The organism is Corynebacterium sp. 11A (assembly GCF_008930935.1).
Lineage (GTDB): Bacteria > Actinomycetota > Actinomycetes > Mycobacteriales > Mycobacteriaceae > Corynebacterium > Corynebacterium megadyptis.
Genome location: NZ_PQMR01000013.1, coordinates 54743 through 77858, shown reverse-complemented (window position 1 = coordinate 77858; position 23116 = coordinate 54743). Strand labels below are relative to the sequence as shown.

Sequence of the window (23116 nt, the reverse complement as noted above, 5' to 3'; positions counted from 1 at the left end):
CGGTGGTTATAGCATCGGGGACACGCCCGGTCCCATTCCGAACCCGGAAGCTAAGCCCGACAGCGCTGATGGTACTGCACCCGGGAGGGTGTGGGAGAGTAAGTCACCGCCGACCTAAAACTTCACAGTGCAACATAGTAAGGATGTGATAGGTAAGAAGGAGTATTCTCTGCTTACCTATCACATCCTTTTTTGCATGCCCAAGCCAGAACTGCTCTAATCTAGAGCCCATAGAGCACGACCACAGAGCCCAAGAAAGGGTGTCACAACCTCCCATGGCAGACAACGACGGACGCCACCGCGATAACTCCTCCCACTCCCAACGCCGCGACCACGGCCATAAGCACAGCGGCGGCGGCAACCGCGGATCCCAGGGACGCTCGCGGGGTGACCGTGAGCACCGCGGCTACAAAGACCGAGATGGTCGCCGCTGGGAGGAGCGAGGAGATCGCCGCCAGCGCGATGACCGCCGAGATCGCCGTGACCACCGCGGTCGTGATGAACGTGGCTACCGTGGCGGTGATAGGCGAGAGCGCTATGAGCGGGGCGATAACGAAGAGCGCCGCCATAACGGACAGCGCCGCGACCGCGATGATCGCGGCTACCACGGCGGCGAACGCCGAGGGGGGCAGGACCGCGACTCTGATCGTCGCAATCGCCGCAACGACGGCCCGCGGGGTGGTTCTCGCGGCCACGCACAGCGCGGCGGCCGCAACCGCACTCCGGGCTATCGCAGCGGCGGAACCCGCGCCAACTTCCGCAATGAAAAAGAGCGCGCCCGCCAGAACGAGCCGGCCATTCCGGAAGATATTAACTGGAAGGACCTCGACCCCTCTGTTCGCCAGGACCTGCGGAGCTTGTCAAAGGACAACGCTGAGCGCGTCGGCGCCCACATGGTTGCTGCTGCCGCCTTCATGGCAGAGGACCCCGTGAAGGCCCTCGCTCACGCCCGTGCCGCCAAGGACCGCGGCGGTCGCGTCGCTGTGGTGCGCGAAACTGCAGGTATCGCCGCCTATCACGCTGGTGAGTGGAAGGAAGCCCTCTCCGAGCTGCGCGCCGCGCGTCGCATGAGCGGCGGGCCTGGTCTTCTCGCGGTGATGGCGGACTGCGAGCGCGGCCTCGGGCGCCCGGAAAAGGCAATCGAGATCGCCCGCGAAGAATCCACCTCCGGTATGAGCAAGTCCGATAAAGCCGAACTCGCGATCGTGATCGCCGGCGCTCGGCGAGATTTGCAGCAATTCGACGCCGCCGTGCTCGAGCTGGAACGCTTCGGCCTAGAGGATATCGAGCCGGACTTGAGCGCCGCCCGCCTGCACTACGCCTATGCCGATGCCCTCATCGATGCCGGCCGCAGCGGCGAGGCAAAGAAGTGGTTTGAAAAGGCCATCTCCGAAGACCACGAGGAGCTTCTCGACGCCCGCGCCCGCCTCGCCGAGCTCGGCTAAACGAGGCCACATACCCGAGATCCCCGTGTCCGCCACCACCCGCACCAACGTGGGTGGTGGCTGCGCTATGCAGGGGCTCTCGGTGCCACGCTGCGCGGTGGGTAGAATGATGTGCCATGTGCCTGAGCAAGAATTTTGACCTGCTGATCTTCGACCTCGATGGAACGGTCTACGCCGGCGGCGATCCTATCGAGCACGCCGTGGAATCCATCACAGCGGCAGATATGAACTGCCAATACGTGACCAATAATGCCTCTCGCGCCCCTGAGGTCGTCGCCCAGCAGCTTAGCTCCCTAGGCTTAACGGTGAGCCCTGGTGATGTACTTACCTCCGCCCAAGCCGCCGTGGCGATGCTCGCCAAGGAAGTCGAGACTGGGGCACAGGTGTATGTGCTCGGCGCGGACTCCTTCAAAGAACTCACCCGCGATGCGGGCTTCGAGGTCGTCGACTCCGCCGATGATCGCCCGGCCGCAGTGCTGCACGGCCACAGCCCCGCCACCGGGTGGGCGGAGCTCTCCGAGGCCGCCCTCGCCATTGGGCGAGGGGCACGCTATTTCGCCTCTAACCTGGATACCACCCTGCCCATGGAACGTGGCCTGCACGTGGGCAATGGCTCCATGGTGGCGGCCGTGGCCACGGCCACCGGCGTCACCCCGCAGTCCGCGGGCAAACCAGGGCCCACCATGTTCCTCGCGGCAGCGCACCGCGCCGGCGCCCGCCGGCCGCTGTCTATCGGCGATCGCTTGAACACCGATATCGCTGGAAGCGTGGCCGCAGGAATGCCGAGCCTGCATGTGCTCACCGGCGTCAGCGGCTGCTGGGACGTGCTTAACGCCCCGGTCGCAGAACGCGCTACCTATGTGGCCGCAGACATGAGGGCGCTGGATCTTGCTGCCGACGCCGTGGATCCCTTCCACAGCGATAGCCACGGCAATTTCACTGCCACCTTTGACGCCGCCCGCGGCGAGCTGACTATCGGTGGCACGGCCATCGATTACGACGATGCCGCCTTCGAGGCACTCCGCGCCGCACTCGGTGCCGTGTGGAGCGACAGCGAGGACTCTCATGCGCTCACCGCCGCCGCGGTGCGCACCACCTCCGATGCGGCCGAGCGCGCCGTCGCGCAGTGGTGGTAGACGGTGGCGCTACAGTCCATGCCCACCCCCGGTGATCTCTATGCCGTTCAGAGCGGCAAGGGAGAGGGCGACGTCGATAAGCTCAAAGAAGAGGTGACTGCGCTCTTAGAGCAGCCGACCGCCGATGCGGCGGAGGAGGCGCGCGTGCTGGCGCAGGCCCATGAATTGGTGCATCAGGCCTTGGAAAGAAAAGTAGAAGGATCCTAGTGAGTGGACGCAGACGGCTCGATCAGGAGCTGGTGAAGCGCAAGATCGCCCGGTCGCGGGAACAAGCCCAGCAGATGATCCGCGAAAAAAGGGTGATGGTGGCGGGCATGCTGGCCACCAAGCCAGCTACCCAAGTGACTGGGGATATCTCCATCAAGGTGCAGCAGGCCGACTCCGATCAGTGGGCCTCCCGCGGGGCGCACAAGCTACTCAGCGCGCTCGAGGCCTTCCGCAAGGAAGGCCTCAGCCTCACCGACAAGCAGATCATCGATGCCGGCGCCTCGACCGGCGGGTTCACCGATGTGTGCCTCCAGCAGGGGGCGGCGCAGGTCCACGCCGTGGATGTCGGCTATGGCCAGCTGGTGTGGCGGCTGCAAAACGATGCGCGGGTGCATGTGCTTGACCGCACCAATATTCGGCATCTCACCCCGGAGATGCTCGGCGGGCAGGCCGACATGATGGTGGGCGATCTTTCCTTCATCTCCTTAAAGCTGGTGCTGCCGGCTATCGTCTCTTGCCTGCGCGATGGGGCGGAGCTGCTGCCGATGGTCAAGCCCCAATTCGAGGTGGGCAAAGATCGTATCGGCGCCGGTGGCGTGGTGCGCTCAGCGCAGCTGCGTCAGGAGGTGGTGCGCGATGTCATCGACGCCGCCGCCCAGTTGGGGCTCAGTGTGCGCGGAGTCGTGGCCAGTGGCCTGCCCGGCCCCGCCGGCAACGTAGAGTATTTCCTGTGGTTGATCAAGGATGGCGGCGCGAGCCAGCCTGCCGCCGCACGCATTGACGCGATGGTTCGTCACGCCATCGAGGAGGGACCCCAATGAGCAACACGGCACCTGACACCCCCGCGCACCCCGCCGCGGCCCAGGAACACACCACGCGCAGCGTTTTGCTGGTGCCACACACCGGACGCAGCTCGAATGTGGAGGCCGCCGCGCGCGCCGCAGAATTGCTTGTCGACGCCGGCATCGAGGTACGGGTATCTGTCGATCCGCAGGCAGCGCCCTTAGACAGTCACCCCATCTTTTCTCGGCTCAAGCAATTCGGCCACGATGTCTCGGCCACCGAGGGCGTGGAGATGGTGCTCGTGCTCGGCGGCGATGGCACCTTCCTCCGTGGTGCCGACCTAGCCTATTCCGCGGACCTGCCGGTGCTCGGCATCAACCTCGGCCATGTGGGCTTCCTCGCCGAATGGGACTCCGATTCGCTCGACCTAGCTATCGAGCGGGTGGTGGCCCGTGATTATGAGGTGGAAGACCGCATGACCATCGAAGCGGTGGTGCGGGGGCCGAATAACGAGGTGGCTGGGCGGAGCTGGGCGCTGAATGAAGTGAGCGTGGAAAGCCTCAACAGTCGGGGAGTGCTGGATGCGATCCTCGAAGTGGATGGCCGCCCCGTGAGCTCCTTCGGCTGCGATGGCGTGCTCGTGTCCACCCCCACCGGCTCCACCGCCTATGCCTTTTCCGCGGGAGGACCGGTGCTGTGGCCGGAACTCGATGCGATCTTGGTGGTGCCCAATAACGCCCACGCGCTCTTCGCTAAACCGCTAGTGGTCAGCCCGGATTCGCAGGTGGCGGTGGAATCGGTGTCCACGACCTTCCCCGCCCAGGCAGTGATGGATGGTTTCCGCCAAGTAGCCATGCCGCCGGGTTCACGCATCGAGATCAACAAGGCTGCCACCCCAGTGCGCTGGGTGCGGCTCGACTGCAAGCCCTTCGCCGATCGTCTCGTGACCAAATTCCGTCTTCCCGTGGAGGGCTGGCGCGGCCCCTCGGCCGCCAATAATCCGCACGCTACAGCGTGACGACGCCGTCTTCCTGCCAACTGGCGCTCGCGGGCGCATCCTCAACGCACAGCTGAACCCCGCTTCCGCTACGCTTTAAGGCATGCTTGCTGAACTGGCGATCAACAACGTAGGCGTAATCCCCTCGGAGAGTGTCGAATTCTCGGGGGGATTAAGCGTGCTCACCGGCGAAACCGGCGCGGGTAAGACGATGGTGGTCTTTGGTCTGCGCATGCTCGCCGGCGACCGCGCTGACGCCTCCAGGGTGCGCAGTGGAGCCAGTGAAGCCGCCGTGGAGGGCCGCTTTTCCACCGCCGGCATGGCCAGCACCCAGTGCGCCACGGTGGAAGAGATCGTGAGCGAAGCAGGGGGTGCGCGCGATGAAAATGAGGAGTTCATCGCCACCCGCGTAATCAAGTCCACCGGCCGCTCGCGGGCGCATCTGGGCGGACGCTCGGTGCCGGCCGCGACCCTTAAACACTTCGCGGGGGAGATGCTGACCATTCACGGTCAAAACGATCAGCTGCGCCTGGTCAGCCCCGAGCACCAGCGCGCCGCCCTGGATCGCAGCGACGAGGCCATCGCGCCCCTGCTCGCTACATACACCGAGTGCTACACCACCTGGCGCAACCTGGCGCGCGATCTTGCCCAGCGCACCGCCTCGCGCCGTGAGATGGCCCAGGAAGTCGATCGTCTCCAGTTCGCCATTAACGAGATCAGCACTGTGGATCCCCAACCCGGGGAAGATACCGAGCTGCAGGCCATGATCCGCCGGCTGCAGGACGTCGACACCCTGCGGGAGCAGGCGCAGAACGCCCTTGTTGCCCTCGACGGCATGGAGGCATTAGGCGATGGCGGCTTCGATGAGCAGGCCTCGGCCTCCGACCTGCTCGGGGAAGCCAGCGGCGCGCTCGCCGGATCCGATGACCCGGATCTTTCCCAGCTGGCCGAGCGTTTAGAAGAACTCACCAGCCAGCTGGGCGAGATCAGCGGCGAGCTCGGCATGTTTCTTTCCACCCTGCCCTCGGACCCGCAGGCGCTGGAGGAGTCCCTGCAGCGGCAGCAGGATCTGAAATCCCTCACCCGCAAATACGCCCCCGATATCACCGGGGTGCTGGCGTGGAAAACCAAAGCAGAAGCCAAGTTGGCCAGCATTGATACCTCGCCGGAGGCGCTGGAAGAGTTGAAAAAGAAGGTCGCGCGCGCGGAGAAGAAACTTACTGCCGCCGCGAAGAAGCTCAGCGCCGCCCGTGCCCGAGCCGCCACCGCCTTGGAACAGGACGTGACCGCGGAAATCCGGGGACTCGCCATGCCCAAGGCGGAGTTTGTGGTCTCCCTCGAGGCATGCGCACCGACACCCTACGGCGCAGAGACCGTGGAATTTCGCCTTGCCGCCCACCCCGGGGCCAGCCCCCAACCTATCGCGAATGCGGCATCCGGCGGTGAGCTCTCCCGTGTGATGCTCGCCCTCGAAGTGGTGGTGGCTCAATCTCAAAGCTCCACCACCTTAGTATTCGACGAGGTGGATGCCGGGGTTGGCGGGCGCGCCGCCGTGGAGATCGGACGCCGGCTGGCGCGACTCGCCCAGCGCAATCAGGTGATTGTGGTGACGCACTTGCCGCAGGTGGCCGCCTATGCGGATCAACACCTGCACGTATCGAAGGATGTCTCCGATTCTTCTGTGACCTCGGCCGTGGAGGATCTCACGGGGGAACGCCGCGTCGAGGAGCTGGCGCGCATGTTGGCCGGATTGGATGACACCGAAACCGGTAAGGCCCACGCCACGGAGCTACTCGCCACCGCGGCGCGGGACAAAGAGGGCTTTCTTCGCGGCTAAGAAAATATCGCAGCGGAGGGGATTTGTGCAGCGCGTCCGCGCGCCTCACCCACTTCAGCGCCGAGAACTTGCACAATGGCGGGCATGAGTCTGTTCTCGAAGAGCGATGACCTCCCAGGTGTGCACGCCACTGCCCGCGACTGCACGGCACGGGGTCGCGGATGGAAGAAACTATCGGAAGGCGATATTGCCGTCGTAGACGCCCCGGATATCACCCGTGCGCAGGCGCAACGGCTTATCGACGCCCGCCCGGCGGCCGTGGTGAATATCGCCCAGTTCTCCACCGGCGCTATGCCTAACTTTGGGCCGCAGCTAATGGCGGATGAGGGCATCATGCTGGTCGAAGGGCTCGGTGCCGAGGCGTGGTCGACGCTGAAGAACGGCAAAAAAGCCCGTCTCACCGACGAGGGCGAGTTCTTCCACGGCAGCAGCCTTATCGGCTCCGGCGACGTGCTCACCGCAGACGAGGCGTTGAGCCGCTTCGGTGAAGCGCAGCAGACCCTGGTGGATAATATGGAAGCCTATTTTGGCAATACCACTGAGTTCATTCGCTCCGAGTCGCCGCTGCTCATCGATGGTATCGGCATCCCCGATATCGATTCCGATCTCAAAGACCGCAAGGTTGTGGTGCTCAGCCCGGGGCGGGGCCATCGCGAAGAGCTGAAGCGCCTGCGCAACTTCATTCGCGAATACAGCCCCGTGCTCATCGGCGTTAATGCCGCCGCGGATACTTTCGTCGAGGATGGCTATACCCCCGATATCATCGTCGGTAACCCCACCACGATCGGCGCGGACGCTCTCCGCTCGGGGGCGCTGGTGATTCTGCCGGCCGACCCAGATGGCTATGCGGCCGGGTTGGAGCGCATCCAAGACCTCGGGGTGGGCGCGATGACCTTCCCAGCAGCCACCGAGTCCGCGACGGATCTCGCGCTGCTGCTCGCCGATTATCACGGCGCCTCGCTGATCGTGAACGTCGGCGCCGTCTTCGACTTACAGCACATGTTCGCCAACGCCGAGACAGCCACCCCCTCGGGCCTGCTCACCCGCGCCAAGGTGGGCAATAAGCTCGTCGATGGCCACGCTGTGGCCGATCTCTACACCGTGCGTTCCAGTGCCTCGCTCGGGTGGATGTGGGCATTGCTCGGCATCCTTGTTGCTCTCGCCGTCATCGTGGTTATTACCGGCACCAGCGGCGATGCTAGTTTCACCCAGAACCTCGTGGACACCTGGAATAGCTTCGCTCTCGCTGTGCAGGACCTTGTGAAGGGATGGTTTAACTAGATGGGTACAACATCCGGATCAGCCTCCATTGCCATTGCTGGCGCCGCCTTCGGCGTGGCAGCTGGCGTGCTCTTTGGCACCTATGCCCTGGCCCCGAACTTGCCGGGAGACAGCGTCGGCATGCTAAAGAGCGAGAGCTCTAAGAAGCTCGACGCGCTCGAATCTCAGTCCGAGATCGCCGCCGCGCAGGCGGATGCCGCGGACTCCGTGGCCCGCAATGTCGCCGAGGCCGTGGTCCAAGGAACCCTCAACGACACCCCCGTGCTGGTGCTGCGCACCCACGACACGGTCGGCGAAGACTTCGACGTGATCAACGATCTCTTGACTAAGGCCGGTGCCAGCAGCGCCGGCTCCATCACGCTCGACGAGACCTTCTTCAGCCCCGCTGGCGCGGACAAGCTGAAGTCCATCGTCACCGCCACCTTGCCGGCGGGGGCCCAGCTCTCCGAGGAGCGCCTCGACTCCGGCTATCACGCCGGCGAGGCCCTCGCCCAGGCGCTGCTCCGCAAGCCCGATAGTGAAAAAAGCCGGGCCTCGGATGCGGACCGCGATGCCCTGCTCGGCGCGCTAAAGGAAGCCGGCTACCTCGACTATGACGAGGGAAGTCTGTCCCCGGCCGCGGCCGTGGTGATTCTCAGCGGTGATTATGAGAACACCGGCGATAGTGACAACGCCGGTGACGTGGCCAAGACCGCGAAAAACCTCGCTGATTTTGCGGAGGCCATGGACGGTCGCGATAGCCCCACCGTGTTGGCCGGGCGCTACTCCGCGGCGGCCGAGAATGGCCCCTTGGGCATCGTGCGCGCCAACCCCGAGGCCGCCGAGGGCGTGAGCACCGTGGATTCCATCAACCGCGCCTATGCCCGCATGAGCGTGGTGCTGGCCGTGAAGCAGCAAATCGACGGCGGCAGCGGTGCCTATGGAGCCGCTCCGAACGCCGAGGCTGCGCATCCGCCGAGCAGTAATACACCTGTCGATGGCGAGGTTGTTGACGCCACCGGCGACGCCGCCGAGGACAACGCCGAATAGGCCCAGTCGCGGCAGAATTGAGAACTGGCGGGCTGATGCGTAGTAGCATTCAGCCCGCCACACGTATTTGGCCCCCACCCAGAAAGAACCCTCACCATGAGCCACGAATTCACCGTCGAAGATTCCGAGATTCTCAACGAGTCGCCCATTCTGGCGCTGCGTCGCGACACGGTCACGATGCCTGGGGGTAGCTCGGCGAAGAGGGAGATCATCGAGCACTTCGGTGCTGTGGCGGTGGTGGCACAGCGCGACTCCGGTGAGATCGCGATGGTGCGCCAGTACCGTCATTCGGTGCAGCAGCGGTTGTGGGAGCTACCGGCTGGGCTGCTCGATGTGGCCGAGGAGCCGGCCCTGCGCTGCGCCCAGCGGGAACTCCAGGAGGAGGCGGGCTTGGGCGCCACACGCTGGCATGTGCTGTGCGACGTCGTCTCCTCGCCGGGCTTTTGCGAAGAGGCTATTCGTATCTTCTTGGCACGCGATCTCACAGAGGTGCCGCGGCCTGAGGCGGTGGATGAGGAAGCAGATATGACCCTCGAATGGGTGCCATTGGAGAAGGCCGCCGCCGCGGTCCTGCGCGGGGAGATCGTCAATTCCATCGCGATTTCCGGAATTATGGCTGCCTACTACGCAGCAGAGCATGAGGGCGTGCTGCGTAGCGTGGACACCCCCTTTGAGCTGCGCCCGACTCGTTTGGCGGCCCGGCGTGCTGCGCTGTGGGGCGATGGAGACCTGAAGCGGGTGTAGCTGGTTGTGACTCCCGATTCTCTTGCCGAGCGCTGGCTCGTGCACCTGCGCGTGGAGCGCGGTCTTAGCGCCAATACGCTCTCGAACTATCGCCGCGATGTCCTGCGTTATCTTTCATGGCTGGACGTGCAGGGAGTGCGGGATCTCGCCGCCGTGGATGCCAGCATGGTGGAAACATTCTTAAGCGATATTCGCCGCGGTGGGTTGTCAGTGCGCTCGGCGGCGCGAGCGCTCTCGGTGGTGCGCGGGATGCACGCCTTCGCCCTCGAGGAGAACGCGGTGGCGGCCAATGTGGCCAAGGAGGTTACGCCGCCGAGCCCACCGCAGCACCTGCCGGATACGCTCAGCGTGGCGCAGGTGACAGCCATGCTCGATGCGGTGCCGCAGGGGGAGCACGCCTCGGCGGTAGACTTGCGCGATCTGGCGGTTCTCGAGCTGCTCTATGGCACCGGCGCGCGTATTTCTGAGGTGGTGTCTTTGCGTGTCGACGACATCTCCGGGATCGAAGAAGGGGCACTCCTGCTCAAAGGCAAAGGTGATAAACATCGCGTCGTTCCCGTCGGCGGTGCCGCCCATAGGGCAGTGGCGGCCTATATGGTGCGGGCGCGGCCGGCGTTGAACACCAAGGGCGATCATCACCTCTTTCTCAACCTGCGCGGCGGGCCCTTGTCGCGACAGTCCGCGTGGGCGCTGGTGAAGCGGGCTGCGGCGCGGGCCGGTATCACGGAGTCGATCTCCCCGCACACCCTGCGGCATAGCTATGCCACCCACTTGATCGAGGGCGGCGCTGATGTGCGCGTGGTGCAAGAGCTGCTGGGGCACTCGTCTGTGACGACCACGCAGATTTATACTCATATTTCGGCGGATGCCCTGCGCGAGTCTTGGGCGGCGGCACATCCCCGCGCAAGGGAAAAGTAAAGCATAAAACCTTGACTTAAGGGTGCTGTGCAACGCGCCGTCGATAAGCGTAGGGTGAAGCGCTGCCGCCCGTGTAATCTATGGGTAAAGAACTCTGATGTGATTCGAGTGATCTCGCGTGTGGGGCGCGCCGCGAACCAGCGGGCGAGATAGTCAAGGAAGAAGGGTTGATCGTGGGAGAGCAGGGATTGTTCGACAAGCCAGAGGACGAGTACGGCTTGACGGGCCGACCCCTGCGCACGCTGCCCGAACCGGCGCCGGTGGATCGTCATGGTCCAGCGCACATCATTTCGATGGTGAACCAGAAGGGCGGAGTAGGCAAGACCACCTCCACGATCAACCTCGGCGCCTGCCTCGCGGAGCTGGGGCGCAAGGTGCTGCTGGTGGATCTCGATCCGCAGGGCGCGCTGACCGCAGGCTTGGGTATCGCCCATGATGAGCTGGATCTGACCATTTATGACGTCATGCTGGACTCCCGCTCGTCGATCCTGAACGCGATTCATAGCACCGCCATGCCAGGTCTGGATCTGGTGCCCGCCAATATCGATCTATCGGCGGCCGAGATTCAGCTGGTTAATGAGGTGGGGCGCGAGCACACTTTGGGGCGCGCGCTGCGGCCGGTGCGCAAGGATTATGACTTCATCATCCTAGACTGCCAGCCGTCCTTGGGCTTGCTCACGGTGAACGCTTTGGCGGCCTCGCATGGGGTGATCATCCCCATGGAATGCGAGTACTTCTCGCTGCGCGGACTGGCGCTGCTGACGGACACCGTGGAGAAGGTGCGCGACCGCTTGAACTTCGATTTGGAGATCACCGGCATTTTGGTGACCATGTTCGACCGCCGTACCTCACACGCTCGCGAGGTGATGTCACGGGTGATCGAGGTGTTCGAGGATCAGGTCTTTGACACCGTGATCACCCGCACGGTGCGTTTCCCCGAAACCTCGGTGGCGGGCGAGCCCATCATCATGTGGGCGCCCAGCTCCCAAGGATCGCAGCAATATCGTGAGCTGGCGAAGGAAGTCATTGAGCGCAGCGAAATCTAGCGCCGCCAGCTCCACCTCCCGTGCCGCAGGCAGGGCGACCCTGCGGCAATCCCAAGAGGCGATCGAGGCGTCCTCGCAGCCGGAAATTCCCGGCTTTCAGCTCAGCCTGCACAATTTCACCGGGCCTTTCGATCTCCTGCTGCATCTGATCAATCGCCGCACCCTCGAGATCACCGAGATCGCCCTCAGCGAAGTCACCGACGAATTCATCTCCTACACCAAACAGCTCGGCGAGATGCACGACCGACTCGATGAAACTACCGAGTTTGTGCTCATCGCCTCCACCTTGCTGAGCTTGAAGGCGGCGCGCCTGCTACCGCACTCAGGAGACGAGGACATCGAGGACGCCGAGGTTCTCGAGATGCGCGATCTGCTCTTTGCTCGCCTGCTGCAATACCGCGCCTACAAGAAGGTGGCCGATCTCTTTGCAGAGTGGCAGCGCAGCGCCCAGCGTCGCTATCCCCGGGCCGTGGCCTTAGAGGAGCGCTTCGCCGAGCTGCTGCCGCCGGTGCACCTGGGCATGGACGCCCAGGGTTTCGCGCAGCTCGCCGCGGGCGTTTTTCGCCCCCGCCCGCCCGAGGAGGTTTCCACCTCGCATCTGCACTTCCAGCCGGTATCCGTGCCGGAACAGGCCGGTAAACTGCTGGGCCTGCTGAAATTCATGGGCGCATCCCAATGGGCCAGCTTTGCCGCGCTGACCAAAGACTGCGGGGTGAGTATGGAGATCGTCGGCCGTTTCCTTGCCCTCCTGGAGCTCTATAAGGCCCATGCGGTTCAGGTGGAGCAAGAAGAAGCGCTGGGAGAGTTGCGGGTGGCGTGGACCGGCAAAGATGTGGACCCCGCCGTGGTGGCCTCCGCCAACTGGTCCTAATCCCGCCTCGGCGCGTCTGCGGTTATGCCGCGGGGGCACTCGCCGGCACCGGTGTCCGCTCCGATGCCTATAGTTGGGTGACATGAACGCAGTAGTATCTCCGACATGGTTGGCCGAGCGCCTGAATGAGAATCCAGAGAGCATCGTGGTGCTTCTCGCGGCGATGGGACGCCCGCGCGATAGCTATACCGTGATTCCTGGCTCTAAGCTGGCCGATATTGAGACCGAGTTTTCTGATACCAGTGATCCGCGTCCGCATACCGCTCCCGCCGATCTGGCGCGCGTTTTCGCCCAGGCTGGGGTGCGCGCCGATACCACGGTGGTGGTCTATGACCGGCACGGCATCATGGTGGCCCCGCGTATCTGGTGGCTGGCCCGCCAGGCAGGCATCGACGATGTGAAGGTTCTCGATGGTGGTCTGCCGGCATGGACTGCCGCTGGATTCAGTACCGAGGAGATCTCGCGCGAGCAGGCGCTGGAGTGGACCAGGAGCGAGGCGGCTGAGCTCGACACCACCGAGCGGAACCTGCTCGTGGACATGGATGAGGTGGAGGACGCTCTCGCCGCCGGCCGGCCCGTGTTCGATGCCCGCAGCGCCGGTCGCTTCGACGGCACCGAGCCGGAACCGCGGGAGGGGCTGGCCTCTGGCCACATGCCAGGGTCGATCAATATTCCCTTTAGCTCGCTTCTCGACGATAACCAGCAGCTTCGCGACGCCGCTGTGCTCAAGGAGCGCTTTGGTGAGCGTGCCGCCGATGAGGAGCTCATCATGAGCTGCGGCTCGGGTGTGACCGCCTGTGTGCTGGCGCTGGCCGCCACCGAGGCGGGCGCGGAGAATGTCAAGGTCTATGACGGTTCCTGGTCCGAGTGGGGAAATCCAGCCAATAACAAGCCGGTAGCGCCCTAGTGACAGAGCAGGACACCACCTACCCAGCACCCGTCAGCGGGATGCGGGCGCGTCTCGAGGCCATCATGTTGGTGATCGATGCGCCCGTGTCCACGGCGCAGCTCGCCCGCGTGCTGGAGACCACCCCAGCGTTGGTGGAGCAGGAGCTGCGCGCCATGGCCGCGGAATTTGATGCCCGTGGCAGCGGCTTCGATCTGCGCGAAAGTGAGGACTGCTGGCGGCTCTATACCCGATCCGACTACGCCGATAGCGTGGAGCGTTTCGTGCTCGATGGGGAGAAAACGAAGCTCACCCGCGCCGCCTTGGAGACGTTGGCTGTGGTGGCCTATCGCCAGCCGGTGACCCGCGCCCAGGTGGCCGCGGTGCGCGGGGTGAACGTTGACGGCGTGATGCGCACCTTGGCGCAGCGGGGATTAATCCGCGAGGTCGATCCGCCCGAGCCGAGCACGGGCGCGCATCGCTATGAGACCACGCAGCTCTTCCTCGAGACTCTCGGAATCGAGGATCTCGGGGCCTTGCCCTCCTTGGCGCCACTGCTTCCGGACGTGGAATCCATTGAGGAACAGTTCTGAGAAGATAAAACCTAAACGCCGTTCAAATGCGGTGTAATGGGCGGAATTAAACAACGTCCAAGTGCTGCTGTAAAAGTCCGCCGGTAATGGCCAAAGCCCATGGTGAAGGGGTGTAGCCTAAAGGGCGTGGTTCACCAGTTGCATAACACCAGCGCCCCATCCGCAGCCCCGGATACTACGCATCAGCCCGCCGCGGCACAGAGCCGACTGCGTAGCAGCACGGATCTTCTCGACTTCGATCGCCGCCACGTCTGGCATCCCTATGGCCCCATGCCCTCGGCCATGCCGAGCCGACTCGTCAGCGCCGCCGAAGGCGTCTACCTTGAGCTCGATGGTGGCATCCGAGTGATTGACGGAATGAGTTCCTGGTGGGCGGCCTGCCATGGGCACCGCCACCCGGCCTTAGTGTCCGCCGCCCAACGGCAGATCGACACCATGCCGCATGTGATGTTTGGCGGTCTCACGCACGCCCCAGCAATCGATCTCGCCGAGCAGCTCGTAGATCTCACCCCGGCGGGACTAGACAAAGTGTTTTTCGCGGATTCCGGCTCTGTTTCGGTGGAGGTCGCGATCAAAATGGCGCTGCAGTATCAGCGCGGTCAGGGACACCCTGAGCGCACCGGCCTGCTCACCTGGCGCTCCGGCTATCACGGCGATACCTTCGGCGCGATGAGCGTGTGCGATCCCGAGGGCGGGATGCACTCGCTGTGGCAGGGTGTGCTTGCTACCCAGCGCTTCGCGCCCCCGCCGCCGGTGCGTGGCTGCGACCCAGCCGAGAGCGAACGCTATCTGCGCCAGATGGAGGAGCATATCGACGCAACCACGGCGGCGATCATCATCGAGCCCGTGGTACAAGGCGCCGGCGGCATGCGCTTTCATGATCCCGCCCTCGTGGCCGGACTCCGCCGGCTGTGTGATCGCCATGATCTGGTGCTCATTGCCGATGAGATCGCCACCGGTTTTGGCCGTACAGGCGAGCTATTCGCCACCAGCGGCGCCGGTATCACCCCCGATATTATGTGCGTGGGCAAGGCCCTGAGCGGCGGGTTTATGACGCTCGCAGCCGCGCTGACCACCTCGGAGGTGGCGGCGGCTATTTCCAGTCCCGCCGGCGGCGGCGCCCTCATGCACGGCCCCACCTTCATGGGCAACCCGCTGGCCTGCGCCGTGGCCGGAGCCAGCGTGGAGCTGATCGCCTCGGGCTATTGGCGAGAGAGTGTGCCGCGGATCGAAGCTGAGCTCACGGAGGGGCTCGAGGGGCTCGCCGATCATCCCGGCGTGGCGGATGTGCGGGTGCTCGGCGCTATTGCCGTGGTGGAAATGGAGAAGGCGGTAGACATGGAGGCCACCACCGCCGCCGCTCTAGCGGAGGGCGTGTGGCTGCGGCCTTTCGGCCGGCTCATCTATGCCATGCCGCCCTTTATTTCCAGCAGCGAACACATCGCCAGCATTACCCAGGCGCTGCGTAGTGCGGCCGCAGCGGCACTGCAGAACTAACTCTGCCCGCGTCGCCTCAGCCGCCAACTCAGTAGCGCGCCAGCACCTCTGAGCACCGTATTTACCTTGCGGCACGCCGTGCCGCACGTCCGCGAAGGAGCCGCCCACCATGGCCATTGTTGTGATCACCGGAACCAATACTGATGTGGGGAAAACCTATGCCACCGCCGCGCTGGCGGCCGTTGCCAGCGATATGGGCCTAGAAGTCACCGTGGTGAAACCCGCCCAAACCGGAGAGCCGGAGGGGCAGGGGGATCTCGCCACCGTGCAGGCACTCTGCTCAGCGGTGGAGCGGGTGGTGGAATATGCCCGCTATCCCGAGCCGCTTGCCCCCAATATCTCGGCCCGGCGCGCCGGCATGGAACAGCTGGAGCTGGAGCCCACCGTGCAGCAGATCGCGGAACTCGATGGCCCGGGTCGGTTGGTGCTCGTCGAAGGTGCCGGCGGGCTGCTGGTGCGGATTGCCGACGAGTGGACTATTGCCGATGTGGCCGCTCGCCTAAAGGCGCCGCTCGTGGTGGTCACCTCGGTGGGGTTGGGCTCGCTCAACCTCGCAGAGCTCAGTGTGGAAGCGGCCCGGGCCCGCGGAATCACGGTGGCGGGATTGATCGGCGGCAGTGTGCCACCGGAGCCAGATCTTGCGACCCGGCTCAATCTCGAGGAATTTAGTGTAGTCACGTCCACGCCCTATGTGGCGAGTGTGCCGCAGGGACAGGCGCGGCTGGACGATGAGACTGCCGCGCGCACTCTGATAGCTCATTTGACCGGCTGCGGTGATACACTGGGCGGTCGATAATTGCACCGCAAGTTTTAGGAGCATACATGACATCTTCCGCTCGCCGAGATGGCACACCGGACAACAAGGGCTTCCGCTCGCGTTCGTCTCATAGTGCCGAGTCGGCTCAACCGAATTCCATCGAGCAGCCCGAGCAGCGCGCCCAGCGCGGCAGCTCCATCTACGTCTCGCAGGCGAAGCCGGCGCGACACCAGCACGTCAGTCCCGAGGACATTACCGCCAACCCCTCCCACGACAAGGGCGAGGGCGTGCGTTTGCAAAAGGTGCTTGCCCAGGCCGGCGTGGCCTCGCGGCGCATGTCCGAGCGTCTCATTGATGAGGGGCGCGTCGAGGTCAATGGCCGTATCATCACCACACAGGGGGTGCGCATCGATCCGAATAACTCGGTGGTGCGCGTCGATGGGGTGCGCGTGCGTATCGATGAGAACCTGCAGTACTTCGTACTCAATAAGCCCCGCGGCATGCAGTCCACCATGAGCGATGACATGGGTCGGCCCTGCGTGGGCGACATCGTGGGGGAGAAGCTTTCCGCCGGACAACGGCTCTTCCATGTCGGTCGCCTCGACGCCGACACCGAGGGTCTGCTGCTGCTGACCAACGACGGCGAGTTGGCGAACCGGCTCATGCACCCGCGCTATGAGGTATCGAAGACCTATGTGGCCAATGTGCTCGGCGAGGCCGACCGGAAGCTCATCCGGCAGCTGCGCGAGGGCATCGAGCTCGAGGACGGCATCGCGAAGGCAGACAAGGTGAGCATCATTGATGCCAACCAAGGTCGCTCCCTGGTGCGCTTGGACCTGCACGAGGGGCGCAAGCACATTGTGCGCCGCATGCTCAAAGAGGCCGGCTATCCCGTCCAGCGATTGGTGCGCACCAAGCTGCACACCGTGCAGCTGGGCGAGCAGACTCCGGGCTCGCTGAGGGCGTTGAACGACTCCGAGCTGCGCAGCCTCTACAAGGCTGTGGAGCTCTAGACCAAGGGGCGTGTGACCAACTATGAAATGCAGCATTGCTAATAAGCCCGCAGGCGGCCTGATCGTGGCCATCGATGGCCCGTCCGGTACCGGCAAATCCAGCGCCTCCCGCGCCTTGGCCACTCGGCTGTGCGCCAAGTACCTCGATACCGGTGCGATGTATCGCGTCGCCACCTTGCACGTGTTGCGGCGCTCCATCAAACCCGATGACACCGCTGCCGTTGTTGAGGCAACCGTGCACCTGCCGCTGGCAGTCAATGACGATCCTGAGTCCACCGAGGTACTGCTCAATGGCAAGGACGTGTCGCAGGAGATCCGTGGGCCCGAGGTGACCAAGGCTGTCTCTGCGGTGTCCGCGATCCCGCAGGTGCGCGAGAACCTCGTGCGCCTACAGCGCACCTTGGCCGCCTCCGCAGGGCGCTGCGTAGTAGAAGGCCGCGATATCGGTACCGTGGTGCTTCCGGACGCACCCGTGAAGGCCTATTTGACCGCCAGCCCCGAGGTGCGTGCCGAAAGGCGCCATAAGCAAAACCGCAAGGAGGGCCGCGGTGGCTATTTTGAGGACGTGCTGGCCGATGTAAAACGCCGCGACCAGGCCGATTCTTCTCGCGCCGCATCGCCGCTGAAGCCGGCCGAGGACGCGACCATCATCGATACCTCAGACATGAGCTTCGAAGAGGTCCTCGACACCTTGATGGCCTTGGTCGAAGACTCCGCCATCGCCACTGACACCGGCTCTGCGTCCGAGGGCACGGAAACGGCGTCGACAAGCACCACCGATACCACCACCGAGAGGAGGCGATCATGAGCACCACTGGCAGCGCTGGAGACAGCGAGACCCACGATGATCTCGATCGCGACACCGAGTTCGTCTACGCCGTAGCTGATGGCGGCGAACTGCCCGCCGATGAGGCCTTCACCGAAGAGGATGTGCTCGCCCCAGGCGAGGGGTATGGCGCCTCCGACTTTGATGAAGACGATTTCGGCGAAGCCGACTTTGGCGAGGTCTACTACGCATCAGGCTATGGCACCGAGGATCTTGAGGACCTCGAGGTCGAGGGGCCCGTGGATGAAAACGATCCACGCTTTGGCCCTGATGGCCCCCGCACCGAAGAAGAGTGGGCGGAGCTCGAGGCCGCGTTGGGGATCACCTCCCCAGAGATCGTGGAAGAACAGCTGTGCACTGTGGCGATTGTGGGCCGGCCCAATGTGGGCAAGTCCACGCTGACGAACCGCTTTTTGGGTCGCCGTGCCGCCGTGGTGGAGGACTTTCCTGGTGTGACCCGCGATCGCGTGAGCTATCTCGCGGAATGGAATGGTCGCCGCTACTGGGTGCAAGATACCGGCGGCTGGGCCCCAGACGCCAAGGGCATGCATGCCGCCATCGCCCGCCAGGCAGAAAACGCCATGGCCGAGGCCGACATCATCCTGTTCGTGGTCGATACCACGGTGGGTATCACCGATGCGGACGCAGTGATGGCCCGCAAGCTGCACCGCGCCGATGTGCCGGTGCTGGTGGTGGCCAATAAGTTTGAATCGGATGGCCAATACGCCGAGATGGCGGAGTTCTATGCGCTCGGTCTCGGGGATCCCTACCCGGTATCTGCTCTGCATGGTCGCGGCGGCGCCGATGTGCTCGACGAGGTCGTGCGGCTATTCCCCGACACGCCCAAGGCGGCCTCTATTACCTCGGGGCCGCGTCGCGTGGCGCTGGTGGGCAAGCCGAATGTAGGTAAATCCTCGCTGCTGAACAAGCTCACCGGCCAGGACCGCGCGGTGGTGGACAATGTTGCGGGCACCACTGTGGACCCGGTGGATTCCTTGGTGCAGCTGGATAATCAGTTATGGAAGTTCGTGGATACCGCGGGTTTGCGTAAGAAGGTCAAGCATGCCCGCGGCCACGAGTTCTACGCCTCTTTGCGCACCAAAAACGCCATCGACTCCGCCGAGGTGTGCGTGCTCTTGGTCGATTCCTCGCAGCCGATCACGGAGCAAGATCAGCGCGTGCTCGGCATGGTGATCGAATCCGGTAAAGCCCTGGTGATCGCCTATAACAAGTGGGATCTGATGGACGAGGACCAGCGGGATCTGCTGGAGCGTGATATCGAGGAGAAACTCGCGCATGTGCCGTGGGCGCGGCGCGTGAACATCTCCGCGAAAACGGGGCGTGCCCTGCAGAAGATCGAGCCCATGCTCATCGAGGCGCTGGAGAGCTGGGACACGCGTATTTCTACAGGCAAGCTCAATAACTGGGTGCGAGAAACCATTGCCCAGAACCCGCCGCCGATGAAGGCTGGCCGTCTGCCGCGCGTGCTCTTCGCCACCCAAGCCTCCACCCGTCCGCCCGTGATCGTGCTGTTTACCACCGGCTTCCTCGATGCCGGCTATCGCCGCTACCTGGAGCGCAAGTTCCGCGAGTCCTTCGGTTTCGAGGGCTCGCCGGTGCGCATCGCCGTGCGCGTGCGCGAAAAGCGGAAGCGCTAATACGCTCCTAGCACGCTTATCGACGCACGAATGCCCCTCAACTTCCTGTGGTTGAGGGGCATCGTTGTCTGCTGCTGCGAGCTAGAAGGAGCTACTCGATGACCAAGGTGATCGGTGTGGCCTTATCCGTCTCGGTGGCGACGGGCGGATCCACCCGCGTGACCGTGCCGGTGAGCAGATCCGTGCCGCTGATCTCGGCGCCGTTGGCATCGACGGTGCGGACATCGGAGAAGCCGCGCGCCTTGAGCTGAGCCACAGCCACTACGCCGTTATCGTCGAGTACATCCGGAATTTCTGCGGCGGGGGCCTGTACCTCAGAGGTGAGCGATTCGACAGATTCGCGCAGGCGGTTAGTTTCTTCCTCTAGGCGCTGCTGCACCTCGGGATCCTCGGTGGGGGCGGGGGCCTCCGGTTCGACGGTCTCGGTGACGGTCTCTGGCGGTGGCGGGGTAGTGGACTCGGTTGCGGAGTCCTTATCGCCGCCGAAGGCAAACATGCCCAACACCACGGCCAGCACGACTAGGGCGAGCACCGCGATCACCCACGGCAGGGAAGAGGACTTTTTCTCCTCCTGCGGCGGCACATAATTCGGCGGAGGATAGGCGGCTGCCTGCGGCTGGGCTGGGGGGTGTCCCTGCGGCTGGCCCTGGGAATAACCAGGCTCCTCCTCCAGCGGTGCGTAGTACTGGCGCGGGCGCTCCCCAGCAGGCTGCTGCTGGCCGCCCTGCGGGCCGAGATACTGTGTCTGATCGGTGCGCGGCGGCTCACCCGGTGCGCCACGATACTCGCTCGTGGCGAAGTCCTCGGCATCGTCGTAGTGGCCATAGGAATCCCCGCGCCCTTGGGGCGAGGTGTCGCGCGGAATGAAGCGAGTGGGCTCGTCGTCGTAGTCCTTCCACGAGTCTCGGTGGCGATCGTCGGTCATCATCTGTCCTTTCCGCACGCGCCGAGGCTCTATCGGCGGCACATCGCTGTCATTAGGCTCGAAGCCATCGTCTCAAGGGTAGTGGGATACGCCAATATCTACCAAGCACCTGCCCGCCGCGAAGAGCGCTGCATTCCCTGCGGGCACGGCCGGCGCGGCTGTGGCAAGGAAAAAACCGCAGACCGGACGATGTCCGGCCTGCGGCCTCTGAAGAGTCGGACTGACAGGATTTGAACCTATTTCAGGATAAACGCAGTTGAGGACGTTGAACCTAGGTGCTTAAACTATCAGTCGATAATATCCACTGCGACCTCATCGGATAGGCTCGCTAGGATAGACTAACAGCGTTTCAATAAAAATACAAGATCGAAAAAATGGAAGAGCCAATAGTGACTTCAGACGCCGAAACTGTTCTAAATGTTAACCGTCACGAACTCGAAGAAAGGCAGGTCGAGGAATATAGAACAATGGACCTCAAAAAGATTCCATTTCGCCGTGTTATGAAAGACCCGTCCAATGTTCTACTTACCTTTCGGGGCCTTGTCGTATCATTTAATCTAGGCGACTATGTGCATGGGATGCGGTACAAAATTGACCTGTCTGCCGAAGACAGAGTTCTTTTCCAAGATTATATTGATCGATGTTCTGCCGTCGCGCAATTCGACCCTCTTTGGGATGGCTGGTCTTCCGTCTGGAAAAGTTCTTACAACAAGGCTTCGCGCAAATATTCCAACATATCGGATCAAGATATGCGTAATCTCTGCTTGTCGTTTCGGAAAATACATTCAAATAGCGAGCCTGGGGGAAATTATCGAACTTGTGCGAACCGGGTTCAAAAGTTAGTCCACGAACAGACTCCCGAGCATGTAGAGCAGATTAAATCGCAATATTTGGTGCCAATCCAAAGTGCGGTCAAGTCATTGAACTCCAAAAATTTTGAATATTTTTTTCAGAAAGAGCTGGATCCAAGCTATCCGGAAAAATTGCTGGATGCCACCATTTGTGGCTACTCGCCGGAAGAGATTATCTCTATCATGTTTTACGGTGGCTACATACATCGCGATCGCAAGCAAAAGGAGTTTCAGCGACTTGCTGCGAACCCTGAATTATTTCAACAAGTTCGGTTCAAGTTCATTGGACAAACTCGTGCACAAGCGTTGACCTATATGATTTTTGCAGAATTTATCCTTGTACTAGCAAGAGGTAATGGATTGAAGCGTCCACGCACTAGAGACCAGCATCAAACGGAGTTTGTTTTCGAGAACTAAATGGTGGGTAGAGACGCTATATATAAGGCCGCTTAGTGGGCTGCGGATCATTCAATGTCTCACTTCATCAGTATTAGGCAGTATGTAGAGATGAGAGGTTTTCCTAGCGACTGGTCGCCCCCTCGGTTTGTTACATTGTAGAGGCTGAAGTTGGAAAAACTTCTAAAACCTTCGGAAGTACGATTGGGTATTGCCAGCCCGACTGCGGTATCTTAGCTGACGGTTTTCTCTCACGTATTTCTATGTAAAACATAAATTTCCTAGAGAGTTAGAGCGGTAAACACAGCGCTCGTCGGGGCTTGATCAGGCCAGATATTACCTGGACAATACGGGGCAGATATGGAGTGTCGGGTAAAACGACTCATTGTAAATGAGTATCTCTTCAATTCGGTTCACGCATCCGGACGGTGGGATATAACGAGGGGTTTATCGGACCTGCGCCTCTTATTCTAGATATTGTGGGTTACGTCCTTGTCTGCTGTTCGACTCAGGCGTTTAGTTACTGCGTTTAGAGAGGTCCAGTCTAAGTTAAAAACTCCATGGTGATGTACCCTCTTCCCCGGCCTTAAATATGCTCGAGGAGCTCCTGCGCCTTCAACAGGTCGTTCTGCTTCTTCATAGCCTGCGCGTTTTGTGGCTTCAGCAGGAGCGTCTAGCCTGCCTTCATTTAACTTCTAATGACAATCGTCCGTTAAGGCGACGGTTCACTCATTCTCGGTGGGCTCGCGACCACTGATAGATAAGAAACGTTGCGGGGAATTGTGCTTACGCTTCAGGTGGATAGTCAAGCTGGTGGCGCCGGTGATTTTTTTGGTACCGATCAGAGCGTCGTGAAAGCCGTCATGCTGGTCCTTTTTCGTCTGGCGGTCGGCTAGCAGTTTTTTCACGGGGCTCAGCGGCGGTAATGCGCTTCAGACGTGTCCCTACCTCGTAATCGTGAGCGTAAGCGTTCTGATTGCTCGAGTCTTGCCCCATGACTCCCCCTAGATTGTCCAAGATGGCCAGTGGGCGCGGTACACGGCCTTGTGGCGGCCTCTCCGCTTGTACCGTGCGGAACTTTTATGCTGCTGAATTGACCTCGTCTAGATTTGCCACACAGGTTCAGATATTTTGCGCTAGGGGTTGAGGCGCCGGGAACGGCGAGCAAAATCTATGCCTTTGCATCCTATGGTGCTCAACTGGCTCCGTCGTAAAACCCTAGTTGACATGCGAAACCCCGTTAACCGAGACGGTTAACGGGGTTACTGGTCGGACTGACAGGATTTGAACCTGCGACCCCTACACCCCCAGTGTAGTGCGCTACCAAGCTGCGCCACAGTCCGATGTTGTTCACCCGCGCCACGGGGGCGGCGTGTTCCAACAGCGAGTAGATTACAGCAGTGTTGGCTGGAGAGTCCAA

At 62.5% G+C, this 23116-nt stretch carries 22 protein-coding genes, 1 tRNA gene and 1 rRNA gene; 21 read left to right on the top strand and 3 right to left on the bottom strand.

Annotated features, from left to right (window positions below; translation table 11 throughout):
* From rrf to der, 20 genes are all read left to right on the top strand, one after another.
* A 5S ribosomal RNA gene (gene rrf, locus GBB18_RS09400) occupies nt 1-115 on the top strand; the annotation flags it as partial.
* A gap of 160 nt (nt 116-275) precedes the next feature.
* A complete protein-coding gene (locus GBB18_RS09395; protein WP_151641495.1) occupies nt 276-1445 on the top strand; it encodes a tetratricopeptide repeat protein in 1170 nt (389 codons plus the stop codon).
* 116 nt (nt 1446-1561) lie between these two features.
* Nucleotides 1562-2581: an HAD-IIA family hydrolase gene (locus tag GBB18_RS09390; RefSeq protein ID WP_151641494.1), complete on the top strand. Its 1020-nt coding sequence runs from the start codon at nt 1562-1564 to the stop codon at nt 2579-2581.
* A 3-nt stretch (nt 2582-2584) separates the two neighbouring features.
* Nucleotides 2585-2788 carry a hypothetical protein gene (locus GBB18_RS09385; RefSeq protein ID WP_151641493.1) on the top strand — a complete coding sequence of 68 codons (204 nt, stop codon included), beginning with the start codon at nt 2585-2587 and terminating at the stop codon, nt 2786-2788.
* The gene (locus tag GBB18_RS09380) at nt 2788-3609 is read left to right on the top strand and encodes a TlyA family RNA methyltransferase (RefSeq protein ID WP_151641492.1); all 822 of its coding nucleotides are present in this window, start codon (nt 2788-2790) and stop codon (nt 3607-3609) included. The genes GBB18_RS09385 and GBB18_RS09380 overlap by 1 nt, the downstream gene beginning before the upstream one ends.
* On the top strand, nt 3606-4589 hold the full coding sequence (locus tag GBB18_RS09375) for an NAD kinase (RefSeq protein ID WP_151548515.1): 984 nt from the start codon (nt 3606-3608) through the stop codon (nt 4587-4589). The genes GBB18_RS09380 and GBB18_RS09375 overlap by 4 nt, the downstream gene beginning before the upstream one ends.
* A gap of 82 nt (nt 4590-4671) precedes the next feature.
* Nucleotides 4672-6405 carry a DNA repair protein RecN gene (gene recN, locus GBB18_RS09370; protein WP_151641491.1) on the top strand — a complete coding sequence of 578 codons (1734 nt, stop codon included), beginning with the start codon at nt 4672-4674 and terminating at the stop codon, nt 6403-6405.
* A gap of 75 nt (nt 6406-6480) precedes the next feature.
* Nucleotides 6481-7686, top strand: a complete 1206-nt coding sequence (gene steA / locus GBB18_RS09365; protein ID WP_151641490.1) for a putative cytokinetic ring protein SteA — start codon at nt 6481-6483, stop codon at nt 7684-7686.
* Nucleotides 7687-8715, top strand: coding sequence for a copper transporter (locus GBB18_RS09360; RefSeq protein WP_151641489.1), 1029 nt, complete (start codon nt 7687-7689; stop codon nt 8713-8715).
* Between the two features lie 96 nt (nt 8716-8811).
* Nucleotides 8812-9459 carry an NUDIX hydrolase gene (locus tag GBB18_RS09355; protein WP_151641488.1) on the top strand — a complete coding sequence of 216 codons (648 nt, stop codon included), beginning with the start codon at nt 8812-8814 and terminating at the stop codon, nt 9457-9459.
* A gap of 6 nt (nt 9460-9465) precedes the next feature.
* Complete coding sequence (xerD, locus tag GBB18_RS09350) at nt 9466-10377, top strand: site-specific tyrosine recombinase XerD (RefSeq protein ID WP_151548520.1); 912 nt, start codon at nt 9466-9468, stop codon at nt 10375-10377.
* Between the two features lie 173 nt (nt 10378-10550).
* A complete protein-coding gene (locus GBB18_RS09345; protein ID WP_151528838.1) occupies nt 10551-11423 on the top strand; it encodes a ParA family protein in 873 nt (290 codons plus the stop codon).
* A 40-nt stretch (nt 11424-11463) separates the two neighbouring features.
* Nucleotides 11464-12294 (top strand): ScpA family protein, encoded by an 831-nt coding sequence (locus GBB18_RS09340; RefSeq protein WP_151641499.1) that lies wholly within the window; start codon nt 11464-11466, stop codon nt 12292-12294.
* A gap of 82 nt (nt 12295-12376) precedes the next feature.
* Nucleotides 12377-13201, top strand: a complete 825-nt coding sequence (locus GBB18_RS09335) for a sulfurtransferase (protein WP_151641487.1) — start codon at nt 12377-12379, stop codon at nt 13199-13201.
* A 41-nt stretch (nt 13202-13242) separates the two neighbouring features.
* Complete coding sequence (locus tag GBB18_RS09330) at nt 13243-13773, top strand: SMC-Scp complex subunit ScpB (RefSeq protein ID WP_151641498.1); 531 nt, start codon at nt 13243-13245, stop codon at nt 13771-13773.
* A gap of 207 nt (nt 13774-13980) precedes the next feature.
* Nucleotides 13981-15270 carry an adenosylmethionine--8-amino-7-oxononanoate transaminase gene (locus tag GBB18_RS09325; RefSeq protein WP_255444723.1) on the top strand — a complete coding sequence of 430 codons (1290 nt, stop codon included), beginning with the start codon at nt 13981-13983 and terminating at the stop codon, nt 15268-15270.
* A 109-nt stretch (nt 15271-15379) separates the two neighbouring features.
* A complete protein-coding gene (gene bioD / locus GBB18_RS09320) occupies nt 15380-16066 on the top strand; it encodes a dethiobiotin synthase (protein ID WP_151548523.1) in 687 nt (228 codons plus the stop codon).
* Nucleotides 16067-16092: 26 nt separating this feature from the next.
* Complete coding sequence (locus GBB18_RS09315; RefSeq protein WP_192796006.1) at nt 16093-17040, top strand: pseudouridine synthase; 948 nt, start codon at nt 16093-16095, stop codon at nt 17038-17040.
* A 22-nt stretch (nt 17041-17062) separates the two neighbouring features.
* A complete protein-coding gene (cmk, locus tag GBB18_RS09310; RefSeq protein WP_151641485.1) occupies nt 17063-17848 on the top strand; it encodes a (d)CMP kinase in 786 nt (261 codons plus the stop codon).
* A complete protein-coding gene (der, locus tag GBB18_RS09305) occupies nt 17845-19524 on the top strand; it encodes a ribosome biogenesis GTPase Der (protein ID WP_151641484.1) in 1680 nt (559 codons plus the stop codon). The genes cmk and der overlap by 4 nt, the downstream gene beginning before the upstream one ends.
* Before the next feature lie 91 nt (nt 19525-19615).
* Here der and GBB18_RS09300 read toward each other — a convergent pair whose 3' ends face one another.
* Nucleotides 19616-20452, bottom strand: a complete 837-nt coding sequence (locus GBB18_RS09300) for a PASTA domain-containing protein (protein WP_151641483.1) — start codon at nt 20450-20452, stop codon at nt 19616-19618.
* Nucleotides 20453-20838: 386 nt separating this feature from the next.
* Here GBB18_RS09300 and GBB18_RS09295 point away from each other — a divergent pair, with 386 nt between their 5' ends.
* Nucleotides 20839-21717, top strand: a complete 879-nt coding sequence (locus GBB18_RS09295; protein ID WP_151641482.1) for a hypothetical protein — start codon at nt 20839-20841, stop codon at nt 21715-21717.
* 704 nt (nt 21718-22421) lie between these two features.
* Here GBB18_RS09295 and GBB18_RS09290 read toward each other — a convergent pair.
* Entirely contained in the window at nt 22422-22604 is a 183-nt protein-coding gene (locus GBB18_RS09290; RefSeq protein ID WP_151641481.1) for a hypothetical protein, read from the bottom strand.
* A 358-nt stretch (nt 22605-22962) separates the two neighbouring features.
* A tRNA-Pro gene (locus GBB18_RS09285) sits at nt 22963-23039 on the bottom strand.
* Between the last annotated feature and the right edge of the window lie 77 nt (nt 23040-23116).